This window comes from Dyella japonica A8, from assembly GCF_000725385.1.
Lineage (GTDB): Bacteria > Pseudomonadota > Gammaproteobacteria > Xanthomonadales > Rhodanobacteraceae > Dyella > Dyella japonica_C.
This window is the reverse complement of record NZ_CP008884.1, coordinates 1117517-1140949: the sequence shown is the minus strand read 5'-3', so window position 1 is coordinate 1140949 and position 23433 is coordinate 1117517. Positions and strand designations below refer to the sequence as shown.

Here is a 23433-nt window from a genome sequence, read left to right as displayed (position 1 = left end):
CCTTTGGCCTTTGGCCTTTGGCCTTTGGCTTTTGGCTTTTGGCTTTTGGCTTTTGGCTTTTGGCTTTTGGCTTTTGACCTACCGGGTCCCCGTATGACGCGGCGGGCGGGTGGAGATCAGGCCCCACAGGGGTGCCTGGCAGGGATGCCAGGCACTTTTCGTCGGGGCAGGAGCCCCGTCGAAAAGCCCGGAACCCGCCCGCGAACCTTCCGGGCTGCAAGCCCGGAAGGCGCGTCATCCGGGGGGCCCTTCTCTTTGGTTACTTTCTCTTGGGCAAGCAAGAGAAAGTGACCCGGCCTCCGGCAGGAGGGCGGAAGCCCGCGGCAGGCGAGCCAGGTCACGGGAGCGCCTGAGGCGACGACCGACCACCACAGAAACTGGATCCCGGCCTGCGCCGGGATGACGGTGTCTTTGAAACGCTAAGGCGAGATTGCCTTTTTTGGGAGGTGCCGGGATGACGGCTAAAGAACGAGGCCGTGAGGCGAGCACCCGCCCCTCACCCCAACTCTTTTTCCATCCCCCAGAACAACGCCCACCGTTGCCCCGCCCGCATACCACCAAACCAAGAAAACCCAACCACACACCACCAGAACAACCTCAAACCTGCGCGCCCCCAACATCACCCCTTGCCGCACCCAGCCGTCCATGCTGCGATAAACCCGGCCACGCACCGGGGAGCTCCAAGCCATGCTGAAAGACTTCACGCAGACCGCCCTGCTGCTCATCACGGGCCTCTTCCCCATCATCAACCCCATCGGCTCCGCCTTCATCGTGCTGAGCATGATCCCGCACACCACCACAGCCGAACGCACGGACCTGGCGTGGCGCATCACCATCAACAGCTTCGTCATCCTGCTGGTGTCGTTGGTCATGGGTGCTTACGTGCTCACCTTCTTCGGGATTTCCATCCCGGTGCTGCGCGTGGCCGGTGGCATGATCATCGCGGTGGCGGGCTGGAACCTGCTGCAGAAGCCTGACGATGACGACGCCAGCGCGAAGGTGCAGGAGGTCAAGACGCCGAACCCGCATTCGTCGCTCGGCGCCAAGGCCTTCTATCCGTTGACGCTGCCCCTGATGGTGGGCCCCGGCTCGATCTCGGTGGCGATCGCGCTGGGCACCGTCTCGCCGCGCGAGGGACTGGACCCCGGGCATGTGCTTGGCGTGGCGGCGGCGCTGGTGGTGCTGTGCGCCTGCATTTACGTGTGCATGCGCTTCGCCGGCACGCTGGAGCGCTGGCTGGGCGTTTCGGGCACCAGGATCGTGATGCGTCTGTTTGCGCTGGTCACGTTCTGCATCGGCATGCAGCTGTTGTGGCTGGGGCTTTCAGAGTTGCTTACGTCGATCAAGTGACACCGCCGCCTCGCGCTACAGGGATGTCGTCAGCCGCGTCAGCCAGTCGGGGCTGAGGGAAAGCACCAGGGCCTCGAAGCGGTGGTCCAGGCCGGTCAGCACCATCACCCCGATCAATACGAAGCACGCGCCAAGCACCGACTTCACCGCACCGCCCACGGAAAGCAGCGCGCCTCGCACGCGTGTCATCGCCGCGCCGGACACCGTGCTCAGCACCAGCAAGGGCAGGCCCGCGCCCAGACCGAACAACAGCATCAACAAGGCGATCTGCACGAGGTTTCTTCCCTGCGCCGCCAGCGTGGTAGCCGCACCCAGCGTCGGCCCCACGCAGGGGCTCCACACCAGCCCCAGCAACAGCCCGATCAGGAATTGACTGAGGCCACCCTCGCCACGCACCGAGCCCAGGGCCTGCTGGCCTTGGTTGCCCAGCCGCGCCGTGATGCGCGCGAACGTCCGTTGCAACGGCGGCAACAGCATCACCGCGCCGAACAGCACCATCAGCGACGCGGCGATGGTGCGCAGGGTGGTGGCATCCAGGCCGATGGACGCGCCCAGCGTCGCGATCAACGTACCGGTAAGTGCGAACGACAGGCCTAGCCCCAACGCCAGCATCGCGCCACCCCACCAGTGCCGCGACAACGCCGACGTCAGCAGGATGGGCAGGATCGGCAACACGCAGGGTGACAACAGCGTCGCCATGCCGGCGAGAAAACCGAGCGCATAGGTACCCCACCCGAAGTCCATCAGAGGGCCTGCTCCAGCACGGCGCGTATGGCCGGTTCGGCGGTCTGGCCGGTCGAGCGCGTCACTTCATGTCCCTGTTTGAAGACGACGAAGGTGGACTGGTGGGATACGCCCAGCGCTTTCTCCAATGCGGTTTCCTTGTCGAAATCCGCCACGAAGATGGTCACGCCACCGAATTTCGGGTCTTTCGACAGACGATCGACGATGGGCTTCTGTGCACGGCATGTCGGACACCAGTCCGCATGCAGGTAGACCACCACCGGCTTTCCCGCGGCGACTTCATGCGTGTACTGCGCCTGGTCGAAGGGAACCTCGGCCGCGGCGGCCTCGCCGGCAAGCGCCAGCCACAGTGCGGTGACGGCGAGGCGGATGGTATTCGTCTTCATGGTGAGGCAACTCCTGCGTGGAAGGGTCAATCCGTCACGGTGCGCATGCCGATGCGGCGCACCGGTGCGTTGCCGGCCTGGGGGCGAATGCCCAACATCCGCGCCACCAGCGTGTCGAGGCTGGCCTTGCCCGGTCCGCTGACCAGCAGCCAGAAGAAGATCAGGCTGTAGACGATCTCATCGGCTTCGACGTAGTCATCCAGGCTCATCAGGTTGGCCGATACCACCAGCGTCACCGCCACGGCCATGTTGATCAGCATGGGAATGCACACCAGCCGCGTGAACAGGCCGAGCATGATCAGCAGGCCGCCGACCAGTTCCGTCCACGCGGAAAGCCCTGCGCTGAAGGCCGGATACGGAACACCCCAGCCCACGAAGCGCTGGGTGAAACCGTCCAGGTTGTGCACCTTGGCGATGCCGGTTTCCAGCCAGAAATAGCCAAACACCACGCGCACCACCAGCGGACCGATCCAATCGACGCGATGAAGTGCCTGGAGCAGGCGCGATGCCTTGTCGGCGATGAACGGGCGCATGACGGCGAATCCGTGGAGGGAGGTGCAGCGATGATGCGAAGCGCCGTCGCGCGTCGCCATGGCTGGTCGTCCACCGTTGCTTGCCGGCCGTCCGGTCCTGCGGCGCGCCGGCGCACGGCCTTCCGTCATCGGACGATCGGGCACAAAAGCGGGACGCCGGGGGACAGCCGCCCACTCGTCGCCTGTCGAGAATGGCTCCGTCGGCATCCGCTTCGGACACGACTGTCCGGTCCGACGTTACTCACCCGTGCCGCCACGTGGCGGCGCCACCACCTGTCAGGAGTGTTCCATGAAGACCAACAAGCTCAACGGTGCCGCCATGGCGATGATGGTTGCCGGCCTGTTCGCCGTCACCTCGATGTCCGCCTCCGCGACCGAGAAGATGTCCGCCGGCAAGACCGGCGACACCGCCAGCGTGAAGTGCATGAACTCCTCGTCGTGCAAGGGCCATGGCTCCTGCAAGCAGGCCACCAATGCGTGCAAGGGCCAGAACGCCTGCAAGGGCCAGGGCTTCACTATGCAGAAGAGCCAGGCCGATTGCGACGCAGCCCAGGCAGCAGCCAAGCAGTCGTAAGAACGGCGGCGGGGCCTTCGCGCCGTGCGAATGCTCCGCCAGCTTCCGCCATGGAGAACGCCGTGCCCGCTTCCCGCCCGCTTCCCTATCTCGGCTTCGGCCTCGGCCTGCGCGTCGATCACTATGAAGCGCTGCTGGAGGAACCGGGCAACGTCGAGTGGCTGGAGATCGTCTCGGAGAATTACCTCGTGCCGGGCGGGCGACCGCTGCGCTGGCTGGAACGTTTTCGCGAGCGTTTCCCGCTGGTGATGCACGGCGTGTCCTTGTCCATCGGCGGCACCGATCCGCTCGACCCTGCCTATCTCGACCAGCTTGCCGCGCTGGCCCGCCACGTGCAGCCCGCGTGGATCTCCGACCACCTGTGCTGGACCGGCGTGGATGGTGTGAACCTGCATGACCTGATGCCGCTGCCGTATACAGAGGAAGCACTGGGCCACGTGGTCGATCGCGTGCACCGCGTGCAGGACCGGCTCGGCCGGCGCATCCTGCTGGAGAATGTCTCCAGCTACATCAGCTTCGCGCAGTCTCAGCTGACCGAGTGGGAATTCCTCGCGGCGGTCGCCGAACGCGCGGACTGCCTGATCCTGCTCGACATCAACAACGTATATGTGAGCGCGCACAACCACGGGTTCCGTGCGCTGGATTATCTCGATGGGTTGCCGCCATCGCGCGTGCAGCAGTTTCATCTCGCCGGCCACGAGCAGGGCGATGCCCTGTTGATCGACACGCACGACGCCCCCGTGGGGGATGCCGTGTGGCATCTCTACGTGGAAGCCGTGCGACGCTTCGGCCGCGTGTCCACCATGATCGAGCGTGACGACCACATTCCCCCGCTCGCCACCTTGCGCGCGGAACTCGACCACGCCCGTGCGCTCGCCCACGCACTGTGGCAGGAAGCGGCATGAGCGGGCTGCGCGCCATGCAGCGGCAGTTGGCCGATGCACTGCGTGCGGATGCCATGCCGCACCTGGCCTCGCTGCACGGCGATGGCGTGGCCGATGCCACGAGCCGGCTCGCGGTGTATCACCATGGCTACCGCCTCCGACTGGTGGAGGCACTGCGCACGGAGTTTCCCGGCCTGGCACTGCTGGCTGGCAAACGTTTCGCGAATGTGCTGCACGACTACGTGACGGCCCATCCGTCGACACACTTCAACATCCGCTGGCATGGCGAAGGCCTCGCCGACTTTCTCGCTTACGCGTCGCCATGGTGTGAACGGCCAGCACTGGCGGAGATGGCGCAGTTGGACTGGGCCATTTCCACCGCGTTCGACGCGGCCGACCATCCCACGATCACCGCCAGCGAGCTGGCACATGTACCACCCGATGGCTGGGCGACGCTGCGCCTGCATCCCCTGCCGCATGCCCGCGTGCTGCGCGTGACGCACAACATCGCCGCGCTCCGTCGCGCGGCAGATCGGGGCACGGCGCGACCCGCGTTGCGGCGACTGCGCCAGCCGCGGCATCTGCTGGTGTGGCGCCCAGCGCTGGAAGTGCGCTACCGCCCGGTAGCGCCTGCCGAGTTCCCTGCGCTGCAGGCTGCGCTGCATGGCGAGACTTTCGCGAAACTGTGCGAACGGCTGGCGCAACGCCACGGCGCTCGCTCCGCCCTGCCTCGCATGGCCGCCCTGCTCGGCCAATGGATGAACGAAGGCCTGATCGGCAGGCTCGACACGACCTGACCGGCGACGATGTAACCGGACCCTGTCCTTCGGCGAAGTCACTGTAGAGACATTCGCTGAAAGGACGCCCATGGTCATCCAACCGAACCCACTGTTGCCTGCCGGCCCACACCCCAGGCTGGTCGAGCCCGCTTTGGAATCCCTGCTCAACCGGTCGATGCTGCAGGTGCAGGTGGTGGCCGAGTTGCACCGCTGCGGTTCGTGGTACGCGGATGCACCCCGTTACGAATGCGGCCTGTTCCATCTGGTGGGCGCCGGCCGCTGCCGGGTGCAGAGCGACGAACTGGGCACCGCCGCGGAACTGGAAACCGGCGATCTGGTGATCTTTCCGCACGGCGCGCCGCATCGCCTGCTCGACGCGCAGGGCGGTGATGCCGCCCACACCAGCCTGATCTGTGGCGAATTTCGCTTCGTGGGTTCGGGACAGCACCCGCTGAACCTGGCGTTGCCTTCATGCCTGATCATCCATGCATCACAGGCCAGCGCACCCTTCCGCCAGCTCGCCACCGCCATGGCCGATGTCGTGCACGCCGACTGCGCCGGACGCCATGTGCTGCTCAACAAGCTGGCCGATGCGCTGTTTACGCTCGCCATCTGCGATTACTCGCGCCAGACCGCCGGGCGGCAGGGTTTGTTCGCCTCGCTGGCCGATCCGCGCATTGCCCGCGTGCTGCAGGCCGTGCACGATCATCCGGGCAAGGCGTGGACCATGCAGTCCATGGCCGCCCTGGCCTGCATGTCGCGCTCCGCCTTCGCCGAGCGCTTCACGCAATTGATGAAGTTGCCGCCGATCCAATACGTCACGCAGTGGCGCGTCAGCGTGGCCGAACAATTGCTGCGTGATCGCCAGCAATCGGTCGCGGGCATTGCGCAGCAGCTGGGCTACAGCAGCGAGGCAGCGTTCCGCCGGCTGTTCAAACGGGTCAGTGGCATCTGCCCCGGCCGTGTCCGCGGCGAGGGCCTGCGTGCGGCAGCGCTGAACTGACAGGGCTCAGCGCAGCGCCTGTCCCTGCCGGCGTTCGCGCTTGACCTCGTACATGGCTGCGTCGGCCTGTGCGATCAGCGCTTCGGGCTCCGCCTCACCCGACATCGACACGATGGTGCCGATGCTCGGCCCGGCGTAGTCGAGCGTCAGCTCACCCAGGTGAAAGCGTCCGGTAGTGGCGCCCTGCAGTCGCTTGCGCAGCATCCCGGCCACCTCCAGCGCGTCGCCATGCGCAGGGCTGGAAAGCACCACGAACTCGTCGCCGCCGAGCCGGGCGACGAAATCACCGCCGCGCACCGCACCCTGCATGCGCCCGCCGATGGCGGCGAGGAAGCGATCACCCGCGTCATGGCCGTGGATATCGTTGATGGCCTTGAACTGGTCCAGGTCGACAAAGGCCACGATCAGCGCATGCCCCTCCGGTCCGTGACCAGTGAGGCGACGGCGCAACTCGTCCATCAGGGCGCGGCGGTTGGGCAGGCCGGTGGTCGTGTCGGTCAGTGCGCTGACCGCCAGCGTGTCGTTGGCGCGTTGCAGTGCCTGCAGCATGCGTTCGCGGTCGATCTGCTGGCCGATCAGGCGGGAGAACATCTGCAGCACCTGCTCGGCGCCATCGGCCAGCGGCTTGCGCTCGCCACTGGCCGCGCACAACGTGCCATAGAGCGACCCGTCGTCCAGCCGCACCGGCGTGCTCGCATAGGTGGCGATGCCAAGCTCGCGCGCGGGACCGGAATCGGCCCAGCAATTGGCGACGTCGTCCGTATAAGGGCGCCCTTCCTCCAGCGCGCGCTTGCACAACGTGCCCTCCCACGGCACCGACAAGCCCTCGGGAATGTCCAGGCGGCTGGTGTTGCGGGAAAACAGGATGTACTGGCAACCCGCATCGGTGTCGATGGTCGTGAGGTAGGTGGACTCCAGCCCGGTCACCGCCTGCAACAGCTCAAGCAGCGGCCGCACCAGTTCCTCCAGCGTGCGCGCCCGGCTGACGGAATTCGCCAGCTGGCCAACGAAATCGGGCATGGACAGGGATACGGTTGTATTCATCGTCTGGTCTTCTGCAAACAAGGGCTGGCGCACGGTGACCCGTCGTCGTGGCATGGAACATGGTAGACACGAAACTGGCGTGGCCCTTTCATCCCTGTCGTGCGGCGACGCCTGCGCATTCTGGCGCAGGGTCACCGTCGATGCCGAGATGAATGGCGCGAAACGGGCGAGACACGCCGCATCGTCAGACGGAGTGATGATGAACGCGGCTGGCGTCCGCCTTGGCGATGAACCCGCGGCGGATCGCCCGCCGTCGTCGCCAGCGCACTGGCATCCCGCGACAACGTGCGTAGACTTTCCAGGACCACCCGTGTCATCGACTCATGTCGCGCCGGGCTGCGTGTCCGGCGCATGACCACCGCGTGCTCCCCTCGTGGCGAGGTGCCACCATGTTGATGCGTTGCGTTGCCCTGGTTGGGATGTTGGCGCTGGCGACCACGTCGCTGTCCAGCCCCGTGCCCACTCCCGCGCCACCTGCCGCGAGCGCAGCGGTGAAAACCGATACGCCAATGACGACGTCCGCCGGCACCCAGTTCGTGGTGCCCACCGGATGGACGGCGCGCGTTGCCGGCCACAAGGTGACGCTCGCTCCGCCCGAAGCCGGCTCGCAGGTCGTGCTGGTGGACATCCAGGCCAGCACGCCCGACGAGGCGGTGGCCCAGGCATGGAAGGCGTATGCCCCCGCCAGGACCTGGCCCCTGCAGGTGGCGAGCGACGCCTCGCCACGCGACGACTGGGACCAGATCCGCGCCTACGACTACGAGACATCGGCCAACGACAAACGCAGTGTCGACGCCGTCGCTTATCGCCGCGGCGAGCAATACACCGTCGTGATCTTCGACATGGCGAACGACGTCGGCGAAAAGCGCGCCTCGCAGTTGCGCGCCATCTCCGACCGGTTGCTGCCCAGGGGCTACAGGCGTGAAAGCTTTGCCGGCAGGAAGGCGCACCCGCTCGACGCCGCCCGCGTCGACGCGATCAAGGGCTTTGTGGAGCATGCACGCAAGGCGTACGACGTGCCGGGCATCGCCATTGGGCTGATCGACCACGGCAAGGTGGTCTTCGCCGGTGGCTTTGGCGTGCGGGAGATCAACAAGCCGGCACCGGTGGATGCGGATACGTTGTTCATGATCGCCTCCAACACCAAGGCGCTCACCACGCTGATGCTCGCGCGCGAGGTGGACCAGAAGAAGTTCCGCTGGAACACGCCGGTGGTGGAGGTCATGCCCGCGTTCAAGCTGGGCGATGCGGCGACGACCACGCAGGTACAGATGCGCCACCTGATCTGCGCCTGCACCGGCATGCCGCGGCAGGACATGGAATGGCTGCTCAACAGCCGCGACGCCACGCCGGAAACGGTGATGAAAGCGCTGTCCGGCATGCAGCCCACCAGCCGGTTCGGCGAACTGTTTCAGTATTCCAACCTGATGGCCGCGGCGGCCGGCTACATCGGTGGACACGTGCTGTATCCGGATCTTGAACTGGGTGCCGCATACGACCTGGCCATGCAGAAACAGGTGTTCGATCCGCTCGGCATGACGCTCACCACCTTCGACGATGACAAGGCCTTGCTGGGCAACCACGCCACGCCCCACGGCTTCGACGTGGACGGCCACACCGCGATCGTCGCCATGGGCATCAACGATTCCATCCGCGCTGCGCGCCCCGCCGGCGCGGCATGGAGTTCAGTGAACGACATGCTGCACTACGTGCGGATGGAGCTGGCCGACGGCCTGCTGCCCGACGGCAAGCGCTACGTATCGAAGGAGGCCCTGCGGGAGCGTCGCAAGCCCAACGTCGCGCTGGGCACCACGGCCAGCTATGGCATGGGCCTGATCGTGGACCGCACCTGGGGCGTGCCCGTGGTCCACCACGGCGGCGACCTCGCCGGCTTCCACTCCGACATGATCTGGCTGCCCGACCAGAACGTGGGCGCGGTGATCCTTACCAACGCCGACGCTGGCGGGGCGATACGCGGGCCCTTCCAGCGTCGTCTGCTCGAAGTGCTGTTCGATGGCAAGCCGCTGGCACAGGGCGACATCGACGCCGGGGTGAAGAACATGAAGGCGCAGATCGCCGCCGAACGCAAACGCCTCACCGTGCCGGCCGACCCCGCCGCGGTGGCCAGGCTCGCGGACAGGTACCGCAACCCTGCCGTGGGCTCCATCCAGGTAGATCGCAGCGGCAAGGACGTCCAGTTCAACTTCGGCGCATGGCACAGTGACATGGCCTCGCGCCGGAACGATGACGGCTCGCTCTCGTTCGTACCCATTTCCCCGGGCACGTATGACTTCGAGTTCGTGGTCTCCGGCACGGCGGACAGCCGCAAACTGGTGCTGCGCGACGGCCAGCACGAATACATCTACGACGAGGTGAAGTGAGCCATGAACCGCCACGGCATGCGTATCGTGTTGCTCATCCTGCCGATGCTGGCCGGCACGGCGGCCATGGCCGAAACACCCTTCCTGCCGCCGGTGCCGATAACCGACGCGCGGGTGGTCGACTACCGGTGCCACGCCGGCAAGTCGCTGCAGGTCGCGTACTACAACCAGCGCGGTGGGCAGAGCTTCGCCAGGATGACGGTGAAGAACGAAGCGCTACTGTTCGTCGACACCATCGCTGCCTCGGGCGTGAAGTACGTGGCCGGCCCCTACGCATGGTGGACCAAGGGCGAGCATGGCGATCTCTACGACATGACGGCCGGGCCGAACGCCGCGCCCCTCATCGCCGGATGCAGCGCCATGCCGGGCAAGTGATGACGTTTCACTCATCACGCTGAACGAAAACACGGCGCTTCTTCAGCGACATGACCCGGTTGCTGCGTCGCATGATGACGCGGCAATTTCTCTCGCTCATGCTCACCCCCGCACGCAGAAACCTGCCGTTTGGCCACCTGATCGAAAGACCTTGAAGGCCATGGAAAGGCGTGCCTGCGTCGGCCGTGCGGGGAGCACGGCCCTCATACATAACGACTCGGGGAAGAGAGATGGACTGTCGCCGCTCGCAGGATATCGTCGTACGTCGCACGCACTGGGCCAGGCGCCCGCTCGCCATGGCCTGTGCCGCCGCACTGCTCACCTTGGCGGGCATGCATCCCGCGTGGGCACAGCAGACGCAGGACCAGACGACCACCGCGCCGCAGCATACACAGGCCACGCCGTCGGACAAGAAGCCGGCGAAGCCCGGAGAGAAGCCCGCACCGAAATCCGAAGACCGGGCGGCCAACCTCGACGCCATCGTCGTCACCGGCATCGCCGGCAGCATCGAGAACGCGATCAAGACCAAGCAGAATGCCAACAATATCGTCGAAGCGATTTCCGCCGAAGACATCGGCAAGCTGCCTGATGCGAGCATCGCGGAAAGCCTGGCCCGCCTGCCCGGCCTTGCCACCCAGCGCGTGGACGGCCGCGCGGACCAGATCTCCATCCGCGGCCTTTCGCCCGATTTCGCCGGCACCACGCTCAACGGGCGCGAGCAGTCGACCATCGGCGAAAACCGTGGCGTGGAGTTCGACCAGTATCCGGCGGAGCTGATCAGCGGCGCCGTGGTCTACAAGACGCCCGACGCCAGCCTGATCGGGCAAGGCCTCTCGGGCACCATGGACCTGCACACGCTGCATCCACTGGATCTGCCCAATCGCGTCCTGGTCGCCAACCTGCGCGGCGAATACACCACCAACGGCAAGCAGAACCCCGGTACCGGCACGGGTGACCTCGGCCACCGCGCGAGCTTCTCGTACGTGGACCAGTTCCTGGACCACACGCTGGGCCTCGCCGTGGGCTTCGCGCAGCTCGACTCCCCCATCCAGGAAAAGCAGTACCAGGCGTGGTGGTGGAGCATGAACAATGGCCCCGGCAGCATCGAAGACGCCTGGGGTGGACCGCATTCGCCGGGCCTGCCCAATGGCGTCATCTCGCAGGAAGGCATGCAGTTGCGCGCGCAATCGGAAAACCAGCTGCGCAACGGCCTGATGGCCGTGCTGGAGTGGGCGCCGAATGACTGGTACCACGGCACGCTGGATACCTACTACTCCACCTTCAACGAGAAGAAGTACACCAACGGCGTGCAGTGGGCGAGCGGCCCCTACAACACCGATCCCAATGGCAACCAGGATCCCGCCGTATACAGCAACGTGGGCGTGGTGCCCGCGTCGCCGTATCCCATCGTCACCACCGGCGATATCGCCAACATCCGGCCGATCCTGCAGAACGAGTACACCAAGGAACACGACAAGCTGTTCTCGGTGGGCTGGAACAACCAGTTCTCGTTCGCCAACGGCTGGGAAGCGATGGCGGATTTCTCCTATTCCAGCGCCAAGAAGGACCTGCACGACGCCTACCTGTTCAGCGGCCTGGCCAACGGCGCCACCACCAGCGTGCAGTTCGCCACGCCGTTGAACTACGGCTTTCCCGACTTCCGCACGGGCGCGGACCTGGCGGACCCGTCCCAGGTCGTGTTCACCGACCCGAACGGCTACGGCTACAACGGCCGCCAGGAATTCGACCACCAGGACGACCACATCAAGGCCATCCGCCTGCAGGTGTCGCATCCGGTGGGCTGGATCTTCAGCACCGTGGACGTCGGCGTGAACTACTCCGACCGCAAGAAGACCAAATCCGCCGACGTCGAGTTCGCATGGCTCAACGGCAATGGCTCCAGTGGCGGTGCCTACCAGCCTGGCTTCAGCGTACCGGTCGATCCGTCGTTGCTGTATGGGCCGACGTCGCTCAACTACGGCGGCATCGGGCCCATCCTCAACTACAACGTGCTTGGCGCACTGGCCAGCCAGTTCTACCTCACCTCGGGCAACAAGCAGGCCGACTGGGCGCGCAATTACTCGGTCGAGGAAAAGGTGCCGGTCGCCTATGTGAAGTTCAATATCGACACGATGCTGGGCGACATCCCGCTGCGCGGCAATGCCGGCGTGCAGTTCGTGCATACCGACCAATCCTCGGATGCGCTGCAGACCAACGGTGACAACCTGGTTGGCAAGCTGACCGGTGGCACCACGTACAACAACGTGCTGCCCAGCCTGAATCTGATCGCCACGATCGGTGAGAACCAGTACCTGCGCTTCGGCCTTGCCAAGACCATGGCGCGCGGACGCATCGACGACGAGAAGGTGGCCTCGTCCGCCAGCCTCGACGTCGTCACTTCCGGCCCTGCCACCGGCCAGGTGCTGTGGTCGGGCAGCGGCGGCAACCCGAACCTCAAGCCGTATGTCGCGGTGGGCACCGACCTGTCCTGGGAAAAATACTTCGGCAAGTCGAGCTATGTCGCTGTCGCGGTGTTCAACAAGAACCTGTTGAACTACATCTACAACCAGACGGTCCTGGACTACGACTTCTCCAAGTACACCAACAACGACGCCACGCTCAAGCCGAGCAGCCCTTACGGCTCCTTCACCACGCCGGAGAACGGCACCGGCGGCAAGATGCAGGGCCTGGAACTGTCGGGCGCGCTGGAAGGCGGCCTGGTCACACGCTGGCTGGACGGCTTCGGCATGCAGGGCAACTTCTCGCTCACCAACAGCACCGTGCCGGTAAGCTCGGTGACATCGATTCCGGGTGCGCCATCCACCCTGCCCGGCCTGTCGCGCAAGGTCGCCAACCTCACGCTTTACTACGAGAAGAACGGCTGGTCGTTCCGCATCACCGAGCGCTACCGTTCCTCCTTCACCGGTGAAGCGGTCGCCCTATTCGACCAGCTCGGTTACCAGAAGGTGCTGGCCGACAAGCAGACCGACTTTCAGGCGGGCTACGCCTTCACGCAGGGCAGCTGGAATGGCCTGTCGATCCTGCTGCAGCTCTACAACCTCACCAACTCGCCCTACAAGACCCAGCAGATCTCCAGCCTGCCCAACAACGTGCAGATCGCCCGTCCGCTGGACTACAACACCTGGGGACGCACGGTGATGTTCGGGGTCAATTACAAGCTCTGACCGATTCTCATCGGGTCCGGGGCGCACCGCATTCCACGGTAAGCGCCCCTGTTTCCCCTGTAGGAGCGCACTGGTGCGCGACCGCAGCGTTGAAGCACCTTCGGCCTTGTGAGCGCACGGTCGCGCACCAGTGCGCTCGTACAGGGGGTGCCGGATCCGGGTGCCCGGCCAAACCCACTCGCACGATCTCCGACCGTGGACGCTATGCTTCGGCAAGCCTTCCCACGGAGCGACCCATGCGCGAGCTATACCCCGAGATCGAGCCCTATCGCACCCATCGACTGCGCGTGGACGACATCCACGAGCTGTACATCGAAGAGTGCGGCCATCCCGACGGCCTGCCCGTGGTGTTCCTGCATGGCGGCCCCGGCGCGGGGCTTTCCGCGTATCACCGTCGCTTCTTCGACCCCACGCGTTACCGCATCGTGCTGTTCGATCAGCGTGGCGCAGGCAAATCCACGCCGCACGCCGAGCTGCGCGACAACACCACCTGGCATCTGGTCGCCGACATCGAGGCGATCCGCGAGTACTTCGGCATCGAGCGCTGGGTGGTGTTCGGCGGTTCGTGGGGGTCCACGCTGGCGCTGGCCTATGCGCAGAAGCATCCCGAGCGGGTGCTTGGGCTGGTGTTGCGCGGCATCTTTCTCGGCCGGCCGGATGAGCTGCGCTGGTTCAATGAACTCGATGGCGGCGCACGCTTCATCTTTCCCGAGCGCTGGGAGCGCTATCTTGCGCACATCCCCGAGGACGAACGTCACGACATGGTGGAAGCGTACTGGCGTCGCCTCGACAGCGACGACCCTTCCGTCCGCGTCGATGCGGCCATCGCGTGGGGCAACTGGGAAGGCGGCAGCACGACACTGGTGCACGACCCGGACGAGCCGGGCAACTTCGAGGACCCGCACGCTGCCGTGAGCGTGGCGCGCGCCGAGGCGCACTACTTCCGCCACCGCATCTTCCTGGAACCCGATCAGCTGCTGCGCGATATCCACCGCATCCGCCGCATTCCCGCCACCATCGTGCATGGCCGCTACGACATCATCTGCCCGGTGAAGACGGCGCATGACCTCGCCTCGGCATGGCCGGAGGCCGCCTTCCATATCGTGCTGGCCGGTCACAGCGCGGCGGACCCCGCCATTGTCGATGTGCTGGTGAGCGCCACCGACGCGCTGGCCGATCGCTACGCCTGATGTTCCGCGGATAGCGCGCAGGCTGGCCGATTTTCCCCCTTGTCATCGCTGCCGGGCTACGCTGTGATGCGTTCGCCCGGCGGCGATGTCCCCGTTATCGCGCCGCTCGCATTCTGGAATACCTTGCCGTGGCGCCTCGCGCGGCTGTGCGTTGCCCGGCTGGATCCGTCGATCCGGCCCATGCTGCTGTGTTTGGCTGTAGACACTGTCGTTCAGTCCACGCAACCGGGAGAGGTGACATGGAGATCAAGCAGGGACGTTTTGCGCGTATCGCCGCTATGGCCGTGCTGTTGCTGGCCGGTACCGCCCTTCATGCGGGCACGCCGGAGCACGCGGATCCGTCCGGCGCGCGGCTGGACTTCGTCGCCTCGCCGTATGCGGATTTCCTCTCCTACCTGCTGCACCGGGACAACGCCGGGTTTCCCGACCTGCGCGCCTCGGTGCCGCTGGACAACGTGAAGGAACTCAACACCGGCTCGTTTCTTCCCGCCTATGCCATGGCGTCGGATGTCCGCAGCTATGCCGACCTTTACAAGCTGGCCTACACCTACGATGAGAGCGCCGTGCTGATCACCACGCTCAAGCAGGGCGAACCACACTTCCAGCGCTTCATGGCGTATTGGCAACAACACGTCGAGCCCACCGAACAGGCGACCATCCAGGCATGGAAGACCGAGGAGGCGAAAGGACGCCACGTGCAGCGGCTGGAGGAGCTCACCCGCATGCGCTTCCCCTATGCGGCGGTGAAGGTGGCCGTGATCGCACTTGGCCCGCCCGACCGGACCATCGAGAACCCGCCGATCATGTTCGCCACCATGAAGGACGCCAGCCTTCCCGCCGTGGTCGGTTATGAAGGCACGCACATGATGATGAGCGGACGCGCCGCGGACTGGAAGAAACGCCGCAACGCATCGAAGGCCATCGAGTTGATCTCCGCCCGTGGCGGCACCTCCTACGACATCGAGGAAGCGCTGTGCCTGCTCATGCAGTCGAAACTGCCCGAGGCCTACGCCGCCGAGGTGCCGGCCAGCGATGCCGGTGACACGCCGCGGCGCGTCCTGCTGCGCGCGATGGAACGCGACTGGAGCCGCTATCGCGCAGACACTTCAATGAACGCGGCGGACTTCGCCATCGCCGAAACCATCCGCACGTTCGGTGCCGGCAACGTGGCCGATACATCGCCATAGGCCGCGCGCCGGGAAGCGCGGGCATGCCGCGAGGTCTTCCGACCTTGCCGCGCCCGGATGACGCATGACAAGGCACATCCGCATTTCAGCTTCATCCGATGGAGCGGATGGCTAGCAAGGCCTACGGTGGGCGCTTTCCGTCCACGGTGTCGTCCTTGTCTGTCCAATATATCGTCTGCCCCCATTGCGCCATCGAACTGCGCAAGGGCATCAAGGCTTGCCGCGGATGCGATGCCGCCGTGCGCTACGGCCCGCCGTGGCCATACATCGTGGCGGCGCTGGTGCCCTCGGTCTGGCTTGCGGTGGTCTCCCACCGGATCTTCTACGACTCGGTCATCGTATCGGTGCTGGTGGGCGCGATCTTCTTCGGCGGCCTCTGGGCCATGTTGAGCATGGCTTTCGACGACCGGGCCGTATTCAAGCGCCCGTCGACCTGAAACGTCACGCGGCGCGGCGGCGGCATTTCTGCTCAGGCCGCCGCCGTGCTCGTGCCCGCACGTTCATGGTGATCCCTGCACATCTGCTCCACCAGCATGCGGTGATCGGGAAGGTCCTGTAGCGCCTGCGCCGCGGCGCGCTGGATGTTGTGGAACTCCTGCCGCGCCTCGTCCACGCGCGGATAGGCACTGCGCATGGCACTGAGGTCGGTGCGGAACTCCATGCCGTACAGCACGTATTGCCAGCTGGAAACCAGGAACATTTCCAGGTCGCTGACAAAATCCAGCCGGTGCGGCGGGCGATGCTTCCACAGCGCCAGCTTGTCCTGCAGCGTCTGCGGAATGCTTGCGGGGTCGGCGTTGTCGATCCAGAACGGGGAGTCGCGGCGGTGGCTCAGGCAGTAGTGCATCTTGATGAAATCGATGATGCGGTCGTAGCGCGCGACCATCATCGCGTTGTAGTGCCGCGCCGCGCGCTCCATATCGTCGGTGTCGCCGGGCAGCAGGTGCGAAAGCAGGTAGGTCGCCAGTTCGATCAGCGCGATGCCGGTGGATTCCAGCGGCTCGACGAATCCGCCTGCCAGCCCCACCGCCACGCAGTTCTTGCGCCAGTGCTCGGGGCGGTAGCCGGTTTCGAACTTGATATGCATGGCCTTGAGGCCTTCGGCCACCGGACCGAGGTAATGGCGGAACACCTCCTCCGCCCGTTCGTCGGAGGTGTGGCGCGCTGAATACACGTAGCCGACGCCGCGGCGCTGCTGCAGGCCGATATCCCAGATCCACCCCGCTTCCTGCGCGGTGGAGATCGTGTACGAGGGAATCGGCGCATCTTGCCGCTCGTACGGCACCTGCATGGCGACGGCGCGGTTGGCGAACAACACGTCCGCACGACTGCGGAACGGCGATTGCATGACGTTGCCGATCAGCAGGCCGCGCAGGCCGGTGCAGTCGACATAGAGATCGGCGGTGAGTTCGCCCAGCTCCTTCGTCACCACGCGCGCGATGGCGCCATGCTCATCCAGCTCGGTGCGTTCCACGGTGGCTACATGGCGCGTCACGCCCAGCGTTTCCTGGCCATGCTCGGCCAGCACGCGGGCGAAGCAGGCGGCATCGAAGTGGAAGGCGTGGTTCATCGGCCCCTGATAGTCCGGGTCCTTGAAGCGCCTGGGTCCACGCGCATGATCGACCAGTGTGGCCTGCATCGACACCGCATCGGCGAAGGGCATGCCGGGCGGCGCCGCGCCAAGCAACCAGTACGGCAACAGCTCCGGGCCGCCGGGCCGCTGGCTGGGTGCATTGAACGGGTGGAAGAAGTGATCCGCACCCGGCGCTCCCGGTGGACGCACCCAGTGGCGATAGTGGATGCCCTGCTTGTACGTGGCCGTGGCGCCCACCAGGAAACGGCGCTCGTCCAGGCCGATCGCCGAGAGCGTGCCCCGAATGGAGGGAAACGTGGCCTCGCCCACGCCGAGCAGGCCGATGTCCGGCGACTCCACCAGATGCACCTGCACGGCCTGCGGGTCCACCGCATTCACCGCCTTGGCGAGGTAGCACGCGGCGAGCCAGCCAGCGGTGCCGCCACCGACGATCAGTACTTTCTTCAGACGAGCCATGAGATCTCCGGGCTGGCAGGTTGTGACGCGCGTGGTGCTTAGTGCTTGCCCCATGTGCACTTTGTGCCTCACCGTCATCCCTGCGAAAGCAGGGATCCAGTGCCTTTTCTCTAGGTGTTAGGCAAGAGCGAAAGACGCTGGATCCCTGCTTTCGCAGGGATGACGGTGAGGGAAATGGATGGGTGCCGAGGCAATGGGAGGCACACGCGGGAACAGGTGCGACAATGAAAAAACGGCCGGGCCGCCCCACGCGGACCCGGCAAATAACGCCATTCAAGGGGAAGATGGGCGACGCTCCCCGAGCGTCGCCGGCAGAACGGCAAACATCAGGCGGCGCATACATCATGGGGCGCCGCCCTGCATCCCGTCAGAACCAGACGCCGAGCTGCACGCCGTAGGTACGCGGCGCGAGGTACTGCGACACGTACTGCAGCGAGCCGTCGGACATCAGGAAGCGCCCCGCGCTGGTGCGGATCTTGTCGTCCGACACGTTCTGCACATACGCGTTGACCCACCACTTGTCGCCCGGCTCGGTGTAGCGCAGCGAAAGGTCGCCGCGCGTATACGCCTTCTGCTGGTCGCCCGAGCCGAGGTTGAAGTAGCTCAGCCACTGCGTGCTCTGGTACTGCGCGCTGATGCGCGGCGTAAGGCGTCCACCATTGGAAAGGTGGAAATCATGCTCGTAGATGCCCGTGAGCGAGACGTTCGGTGCATGCGGCAGGTCGTTGCCGGTGACGTTCATGCAATTGGCGAGGTTTGACGCGGGCGGACACGCGGGCAGGCCCTGGTAGTCGTTGGAGCCGGCATAGATCAGCGTGCCGAGTTCCTTCTTCGGGATGGCCGAAAAGATCAGGTTGAAGCGGTCGTCCTTCTGCTGGTACGCCAGCTCCGATTCGATGCCGAGCACCTTGGTGCTGCCGCCCACGTTGGAGAAACCCAGGCCGTGGTTGCCATCCGGATAGACGATGGGCGCGGAGAGCTGGAAGTTCTTGAAGTCCTCGTAGTAGATGGCCGAGTTCCAGGTCATGTGGCCATCGAGGAAGGTGAACTTGCTGCCGATTTCATAGTTGGTCAGCGTCTCGGGCTTGTACAGCGTGCCCGCGTCCTGCGTGCCGCCGGACTTGTAGCCGGTGGACACGCTGGCGTAGAGCAGCCCGTTGGCGCCCACGTCGGTATCCAGGCGCAGCAGCCAGGTCGGCTTGCTCTTGCTGTACTTGGCGCTGTTGCGCTGGGAAATGCTGAAGCCGTTCGACGGGTCCGGAGTCACGCCCGGCGAGATCGGCACCTGCGGCACCGCCGGGTTGTAATCCCAGCCCCAGTTGATGCCGCCCTTGTTTTCCTTGTCGTCATGCGACCAGCGCGCGCCACCGGTGAGGCGCCAGTGGTCGGTGATATGCCAGGTCGCCTGGCCGAACAAGGCATAGGACTCCACCGTTTCCTTCGGCTGGATGAAGGAGCCCTGCCAGTTCACCGAACCGTAGCGGGTGCCGTTCATGATGGGAATGTCGAAACGGATGTTGTTGTCTTCGTACCCGTAGTACGCGCCGACGATCCAGTCCACGGTCTGCGGGCCGGTGGACTTGAGGTCCACTTCCTGGCTCCAGCTTTCGTAGTTGGAGTAGTTGGTGCGGTCGTCCTGGTACACGCCGCCCGTGGTGAAGCTGGTGGGCACGGCCACGCCCACGTCCTGGTCGAAATCGCTCTTGCCCGAATAGCGGTTGTAGCCGGCGATGTAGCTCAGCTGCATGCCGTCGTTGATGTTCCAGTCCATGCGGCTACGCAGCGTCTTGGAGGTGCGGTCCAGGTACGGCGCGGTGTCGATCAGCGCGGACCAGAAATCCTGTCCCTGGCGCGGCGTCTGCATCAGGCTCAGGTCGGGCGTGCCGCGATCGACGAAGTATTCGTACGACAGGTTCCACTTGAACGAATCGCTGGGCTGCCACAATGCGCTCACGCGCGCGGCGGACTGGTCCTGCGAGTTGTACTTCTGGCCGCCCTGCACGTACTGGCTGGGGTCGATCGCCTTGAAGTTGGCCAGGCTGCCGCCGGAAGCGAGATAGGCCTGCTGCTGTTGCGCCACGCTCGGCAGTTCGCTCGACGGATTCTGGTAGTCGACATAGCCGTCGTGCTGCTCGTGCACCACCGCCACGCGCATGGCGAACGTGTCGCTGATCGGCAGGTTGAACGCCGCGCGCGCGCCGATCTGGTTGTAGTTGCCCGCCTCCACCTGCGCATTGCCGTAGAAGCCCGCGCCGATCTCAGGTTTGGCCGTCTGAAAGCTGATGGCGCCAGCGGTGGAGTTGCGTCCCCACAGCGTGCCCTGCGGGCCGCGCAGCACTTCCACGCCGTCCATGTCCAGCAGCAGGCCCGAGGCGGCTTCGGCGCGCGGCGCATAGACGCCGTCGACAAAGGTGGCCACTTCCGGATCGGCGTATTCGGTTTTCGCACTGTCGTTGCCGATGCCGCGCAAGGTCAGCGTGACCACGCCGTGGTCGCCTTCGCTGGTGCCCTGCAGGCCCGGCACGAGCTTGGTCAGGTCCTGCACGGTCATGACACGCTCCTTGTCGAGCGTGTCGGGCGTGATGGCGCTCACGGCCACCGGGGTTTTCTGGAGCGGCGTCTCGCGTTTGGTCGCGCTCACTGAAATGGCATCGAGCTGCTTCACCTTCTTGTCGGCTGGCGACGCGACGCCCTGCGAAGGTCCGCCCTGCGAAGGTCCGCCCTGCGAAGGTGTGTTCTGCGAAGACGCGCCCTGCGGTGCCGCGTCCTGATCCGCTGCCAGCACGACGCCTGGCGCGAGCACCAGGGACATCGCGATGTACAACGCCGAGTAGCGCAACTTCATGTGACTTCCCCTCGATTCATTTGGATTGTTGTTGGTCACCGCCCTCGACGGCGACTGGCTCCAGTGACACCCCCAATGACAGCGCTGTCATTTGTTTAGATGACAGCGCTGTCATGGCGATCATAGACCGGTTTCCGGGCAGAAGCTTGACGCGTGGCAGCAAGCCGCCTGAACCCGCGAAACCGTTACTGCACCTGGCGTGGATGGATAGTTACACGTGCAACGTCCCGCTTTTTGATGCGGATGCAAATAGCCATCCAGCCGTCCGTTGTCCGTCATCGCTGACGCATCCATGCCTGCGAACTACCTGACGGGTTATCCGGACTGACCAGCAAAACCTCCCCTGCCCAGCCCGCATTGCCCCTTTACCGCTTGACGCAATCGACCACCATGTCCACATCGGTGCCCAGCGAAACGCGGGACAGCGACATATCGGTGCCCTTGCCCGCGCCCCATGCGAACGGCTGGTCAATGTGATGCATGTCGGCTCCGGCGGCGCGCAGGCATTTGAGCGGCACGCCCACACGCATCCATCGGCCCGGCGTGAGCGTGGACAAGGTGGCGCCGATGGCCACGCGGCCTTCGCAGCCCGTGCCGCACCCCATGCCGACCCACGCACCCCTGGTCGGCAGTGCGTCGACACGCAGCGTCACCGCCAGCAATACGTCGCCATTGGTTTCGCGATCCAGATCGAGCGGTGCACGCGCGCGGATCGAGAGCCGCGCCGTGCCCGCTTGCCAGGTGAATCGACGCGCATCCTCCTGCGCCTTGTAATCGAGCGCGACCATGTGCAGGCTGCCGTCCGGCGCGCTTGCCGGTGCCACATCGCCGCTCACCGATGCGCCTTTCGCGTCGACCAGCGTGAATGTGTAGCCATGCACGGCCTTGCCGCGTTCAAGATAGTGGCCAACCGGAATCTGCTCGCCGGTGATGCCGGACACTTCCGACAGTGCCGGCAACGAGGCGTGGCTGGCGTAGGTGAGGCCGTAGCCCAGCGCAAACTGCGGCGCACCCTGCCCCACCACCGCCGTCGAGGGCCAGCCATAGGCGAGCTTGCCGTGAAAGCCGTGGGCAATGCTGCCGTCACGTCGACGCAGCAACACGTCCGCCACGCCGCCGCCTTCGCTGCCCGGCAGCCAAGCGGCGACGAAGGCATCCGAGGCATTGATCTCGCGATTCACCCAGAGCGGCCGGCCGCTGAGGAACACGGCGACCACGGGAATGCCCTGTGCGCGCAGCGTGCGCAACAGTTCCAGATCGTGATCGTCGCCCGGCCGGTACAGCAGGTTGGGAAGGTCGCCCTGGAACTCCGCATACGGATCTTCACCGAATACCACCACGGCGACGTCGGGCTTCGCGGTGAAATGGCCGTCCGTTTCGATCTCGGCCGAACCGCCCGCCAGCTTCACCTGCTCCACCATGCCAGCGCCGATGGATTGCGCGCCCGGAAAATCGGCGTTCTTCAGGCCCGTGCCCTGCCAGTTGAGCGTCCAGCCACCACTCTGGCGCGAGATATTGTCCGCGCCCTCGCCAGCAATGAGGATGCGCTTGCGTGGATCGAGCGGCAGCAGTCCGCCGTTGTTCTTGAGCAGCACCAGCGACTCGCGCACGGCCCGCCGCGCGATGGCCCGATGCGCCGGGCTACCCACGACCTCGCCCGCCTTCTGCACGAGTGGCTGCGTCGACGGTGCGCCAGCTTCGAACAGGCCCGCGCGGAACTTCACGCGCAGGATGCGCGCCACGGCGTCATCGACGCGCGCCATCGGGATCGCGCCGGACTTCACCTCGGCCAGCGTGTGTTCGTACAGGCCGCGCCAGCTGTCGGGCGCCATCAGCATGTCGAGTCCGGCGTTATAGGAGGCCGGGCAATCGTCGTTGGTGCAGCCGGGCACCTGCCCGTGCGCATTCCAGTCGCCCACCACCAGTCCCTGGAAATCCATGCGCTGCTTGAGCACATCGGTGATCAGCGCCTTGTCGGCCGACATCTTGCGGCCGTTCCAGCTGGAGAAGGAGGCCATGATCACCTGCACGCCCGCATCGATGGCCGGCGGGTAGCCCGCCGCATGTATATCGCGCAGCGTGGCCTCGCTGATCTGCGCATCGCCCTGGTCCTTGCCGTTGGTCGTGCCTCCGTCGGCGAGGAAATGCTTGGCCGAGGCGAGCACATGCGAACCATCGAGGAACTGCGGCGTGCCCACCTTGCCCTGCAGTCCCTCCACCATCGCGGTGGCGTACTGCGCGACGATGTTCGGGTCCTGCGAATAGCCTTCGTAGGCACGGCCCCAGCGCTCGTCCTGCGGCACCGCCAGCGTGGGCGCGAAGGTCCAGTTGATGCCGGTGGCGCGCACTTCCGCCGCGGTCGCCTCGCCGATCTCGCGGATCAGCGCCGGGTCATGCGCGTTCCCCAGCGCCGAGTTCTGCGGAAACAACGTCGCGCCCACCACGTTGTTGTGGCCGTGCACGGCGTCGATACCGAACAGCAGTGGAATCGGCGGATGGTCGCCCGTCGCCGTCATGCTCGCGCGGTAGAACGATTCGGATGCCGCCTTCCATTCGTCGACGGTCGCCGTGACCGTGCCACGCGGTTTGGAGTTGCCGCCTGCGAGAATGGCGCCGAGATGGTATCTGCGCACGTCGTCCGGCGTGACGCTGAGGATGTCCGCCTGGATCAGCTGGCCGACCTTTTCCTCCACCGTCATCTTTGCCATCAGGTCGGAAACGCGCCGCTCCAGCGCGGCGTCTTTCGGGAACGGCCAGGTGGCGCGCGGCCATGCGTCCGCATGCACGGGCGACGCATCGCCAGCGCAGACGGCACCCGCGCAGGCACAGGCCAGCGCAGCGGCAAGAACGGTCCGGACACAACGCAAACGACGAGCGGAAGCCAGCACGGCTCTCTCCATCAGGCAGGGAGCCGGCTCCCCCT

The 23433-nt window shown here is 65.5% G+C and carries 18 protein-coding genes; 11 read left to right on the top strand and 7 right to left on the bottom strand.

The features are described from left to right. Positions 1-687 precede the first annotated feature (687 nt). On the top strand, positions 688-1350 hold the full coding sequence (locus HY57_RS04750; RefSeq protein WP_019465164.1) for a MarC family protein: 663 nt from the start codon (positions 688-690) through the stop codon (positions 1348-1350). Between the two features lie 15 nt (positions 1351-1365). Here the strand turns inward: HY57_RS04750 and HY57_RS04745 are convergent, their stop codons facing one another. Genes HY57_RS04745 through HY57_RS04735 form a run of 3 tightly spaced genes read right to left on the bottom strand, consistent with a single transcriptional unit; the run spans position 1366 to position 3013 of the window. Then, positions 1366-2094 carry a cytochrome c biogenesis CcdA family protein gene (locus tag HY57_RS04745; RefSeq protein ID WP_019465163.1) on the bottom strand — a complete coding sequence of 243 codons (729 nt, stop codon included), beginning with the start codon at positions 2092-2094 and terminating at the stop codon, positions 1366-1368. Next, on the bottom strand, positions 2094-2480 hold the full coding sequence (locus HY57_RS04740; protein ID WP_019465162.1) for a thioredoxin family protein: 387 nt from the start codon (positions 2478-2480) through the stop codon (positions 2094-2096). Before HY57_RS04740 ends, HY57_RS04745 begins: the two co-directional genes overlap by 1 nt. Before the next feature lie 26 nt (positions 2481-2506). Continuing rightward, entirely contained in the window at positions 2507-3013 is a 507-nt protein-coding gene (locus HY57_RS04735) for a DoxX family protein (protein ID WP_157786187.1), read from the bottom strand. Positions 3014-3302: 289 nt separating this feature from the next. Here HY57_RS04735 and bufA2 point away from each other — a divergent pair, with 289 nt between their 5' ends. From bufA2 to HY57_RS04715, 4 genes are all read left to right on the top strand, one after another. Then, positions 3303-3587 carry a BufA2 family periplasmic bufferin-type metallophore gene (gene bufA2 / locus HY57_RS04730; RefSeq protein WP_019465160.1) on the top strand — a complete coding sequence of 95 codons (285 nt, stop codon included), beginning with the start codon at positions 3303-3305 and terminating at the stop codon, positions 3585-3587. 62 nt (positions 3588-3649) lie between these two features. Then, a complete protein-coding gene (gene bufB, locus HY57_RS04725) occupies positions 3650-4492 on the top strand; it encodes an MNIO family bufferin maturase (protein ID WP_235186615.1) in 843 nt (280 codons plus the stop codon). Next, positions 4489-5268, top strand: a complete 780-nt coding sequence (locus HY57_RS04720; RefSeq protein ID WP_019465158.1) for a DNA-binding domain-containing protein — start codon at positions 4489-4491, stop codon at positions 5266-5268. The genes bufB and HY57_RS04720 overlap by 4 nt, the downstream gene beginning before the upstream one ends. 70 nt (positions 5269-5338) lie before the next feature. Beyond that, the gene (locus HY57_RS04715) at positions 5339-6253 is read left to right on the top strand and encodes a helix-turn-helix transcriptional regulator (RefSeq protein ID WP_050997904.1); all 915 of its coding nucleotides are present in this window, start codon (positions 5339-5341) and stop codon (positions 6251-6253) included. Positions 6254-6259: 6 nt separating this feature from the next. Here the strand turns inward: HY57_RS04715 and HY57_RS04710 are convergent, their stop codons facing one another. Further along, on the bottom strand, positions 6260-7297 hold the full coding sequence (locus HY57_RS04710; RefSeq protein WP_200873901.1) for a sensor domain-containing diguanylate cyclase: 1038 nt from the start codon (positions 7295-7297) through the stop codon (positions 6260-6262). A gap of 509 nt (positions 7298-7806) precedes the next feature. Here HY57_RS04710 and HY57_RS04705 point away from each other — a divergent pair. From HY57_RS04705 to HY57_RS04680, 6 genes are all read left to right on the top strand, one after another. Further along, positions 7807-9678, top strand: coding sequence for a serine hydrolase domain-containing protein (locus HY57_RS04705; protein ID WP_019465155.1), 1872 nt, complete (start codon positions 7807-7809; stop codon positions 9676-9678). A gap of 3 nt (positions 9679-9681) precedes the next feature. Then, positions 9682-10053 (top strand): MliC family protein, encoded by a 372-nt coding sequence (locus HY57_RS04700; RefSeq protein WP_019465154.1) that lies wholly within the window; start codon positions 9682-9684, stop codon positions 10051-10053. 230 nt (positions 10054-10283) lie between these two features. Continuing rightward, positions 10284-13238: a TonB-dependent receptor gene (locus HY57_RS04695; RefSeq protein WP_019465153.1), complete on the top strand. Its 2955-nt coding sequence runs from the start codon at positions 10284-10286 to the stop codon at positions 13236-13238. A 236-nt stretch (positions 13239-13474) separates the two neighbouring features. After that, positions 13475-14428, top strand: coding sequence for a prolyl aminopeptidase (gene pip, locus HY57_RS04690; RefSeq protein WP_019465152.1), 954 nt, complete (start codon positions 13475-13477; stop codon positions 14426-14428). Positions 14429-14667: 239 nt separating this feature from the next. Then, a complete protein-coding gene (locus HY57_RS04685) occupies positions 14668-15615 on the top strand; it encodes a hypothetical protein (RefSeq protein WP_019465151.1) in 948 nt (315 codons plus the stop codon). 155 nt (positions 15616-15770) lie between these two features. After that, entirely contained in the window at positions 15771-16052 is a 282-nt protein-coding gene (locus HY57_RS04680) for a hypothetical protein (RefSeq protein ID WP_144240771.1), read from the top strand. Positions 16053-16084: 32 nt separating this feature from the next. Here HY57_RS04680 and HY57_RS04675 read toward each other — a convergent pair whose 3' ends face one another. The 3 genes from HY57_RS04675 to HY57_RS04665 form a co-directional block, all read right to left on the bottom strand. Next, entirely contained in the window at positions 16085-17665 is a 1581-nt protein-coding gene (locus HY57_RS04675) for a tryptophan halogenase family protein (protein ID WP_019465149.1), read from the bottom strand. 367 nt (positions 17666-18032) lie between these two features. After that, positions 18033-20510 (bottom strand): TonB-dependent receptor, encoded by a 2478-nt coding sequence (locus tag HY57_RS04670; protein ID WP_019465148.1) that lies wholly within the window; start codon positions 20508-20510, stop codon positions 18033-18035. Positions 20511-20875: 365 nt separating this feature from the next. After that, positions 20876-23410, bottom strand: coding sequence for a glycoside hydrolase family 3 protein (locus tag HY57_RS04665; protein ID WP_081500642.1), 2535 nt, complete (start codon positions 23408-23410; stop codon positions 20876-20878). Between the last annotated feature and the right edge of the window lie 23 nt (positions 23411-23433).

Bases quoted from the DNA above. Each gene is read 5' to 3' on its own strand.
- HY57_RS04715 (WP_050997904.1), top strand. From the start codon at position 5,339: ATGGTCATCCAACCGAACCCACTGTTGCCTGCCGGCCCACACCCCAGG.
- HY57_RS04695 (WP_019465153.1), top strand. From the start codon at position 10,284: ATGGACTGTCGCCGCTCGCAGGATATCGTCGTACGTCGCACGCACTGG.
- HY57_RS04665 (WP_081500642.1), bottom strand. From the start codon at position 23,410: ATGGAGAGAGCCGTGCTGGCTTCCGCTCGTCGTTTGCGTTGTGTCCGG.
- HY57_RS04700 (WP_019465154.1), top strand. From the start codon at position 9,682: ATGAACCGCCACGGCATGCGTATCGTGTTGCTCATCCTGCCGATGCTG.
- pip (WP_019465152.1), top strand. From the start codon at position 13,475: ATGCGCGAGCTATACCCCGAGATCGAGCCCTATCGCACCCATCGACTG.
- HY57_RS04705 (WP_019465155.1), top strand. From the start codon at position 7,807: ATGACGACGTCCGCCGGCACCCAGTTCGTGGTGCCCACCGGATGGACG.
- HY57_RS04740 (WP_019465162.1), bottom strand. From the start codon at position 2,480: ATGAAGACGAATACCATCCGCCTCGCCGTCACCGCACTGTGGCTGGCG.
- HY57_RS04720 (WP_019465158.1), top strand. From the start codon at position 4,489: ATGAGCGGGCTGCGCGCCATGCAGCGGCAGTTGGCCGATGCACTGCGT.
- HY57_RS04670 (WP_019465148.1), bottom strand. From the start codon at position 20,510: ATGAAGTTGCGCTACTCGGCGTTGTACATCGCGATGTCCCTGGTGCTC.
- HY57_RS04745 (WP_019465163.1), bottom strand. From the start codon at position 2,094: ATGGACTTCGGGTGGGGTACCTATGCGCTCGGTTTTCTCGCCGGCATG.
- HY57_RS04735 (WP_157786187.1), bottom strand. From the start codon at position 3,013: ATGCGCCCGTTCATCGCCGACAAGGCATCGCGCCTGCTCCAGGCACTT.
- HY57_RS04685 (WP_019465151.1), top strand. From the start codon at position 14,668: ATGGAGATCAAGCAGGGACGTTTTGCGCGTATCGCCGCTATGGCCGTG.
- bufA2 (WP_019465160.1), top strand. From the start codon at position 3,303: ATGAAGACCAACAAGCTCAACGGTGCCGCCATGGCGATGATGGTTGCC.
- HY57_RS04675 (WP_019465149.1), bottom strand. From the start codon at position 17,665: ATGGCTCGTCTGAAGAAAGTACTGATCGTCGGTGGCGGCACCGCTGGC.
- HY57_RS04710 (WP_200873901.1), bottom strand. From the start codon at position 7,297: ATGAATACAACCGTATCCCTGTCCATGCCCGATTTCGTTGGCCAGCTG.
- HY57_RS04750 (WP_019465164.1), top strand. From the start codon at position 688: ATGCTGAAAGACTTCACGCAGACCGCCCTGCTGCTCATCACGGGCCTC.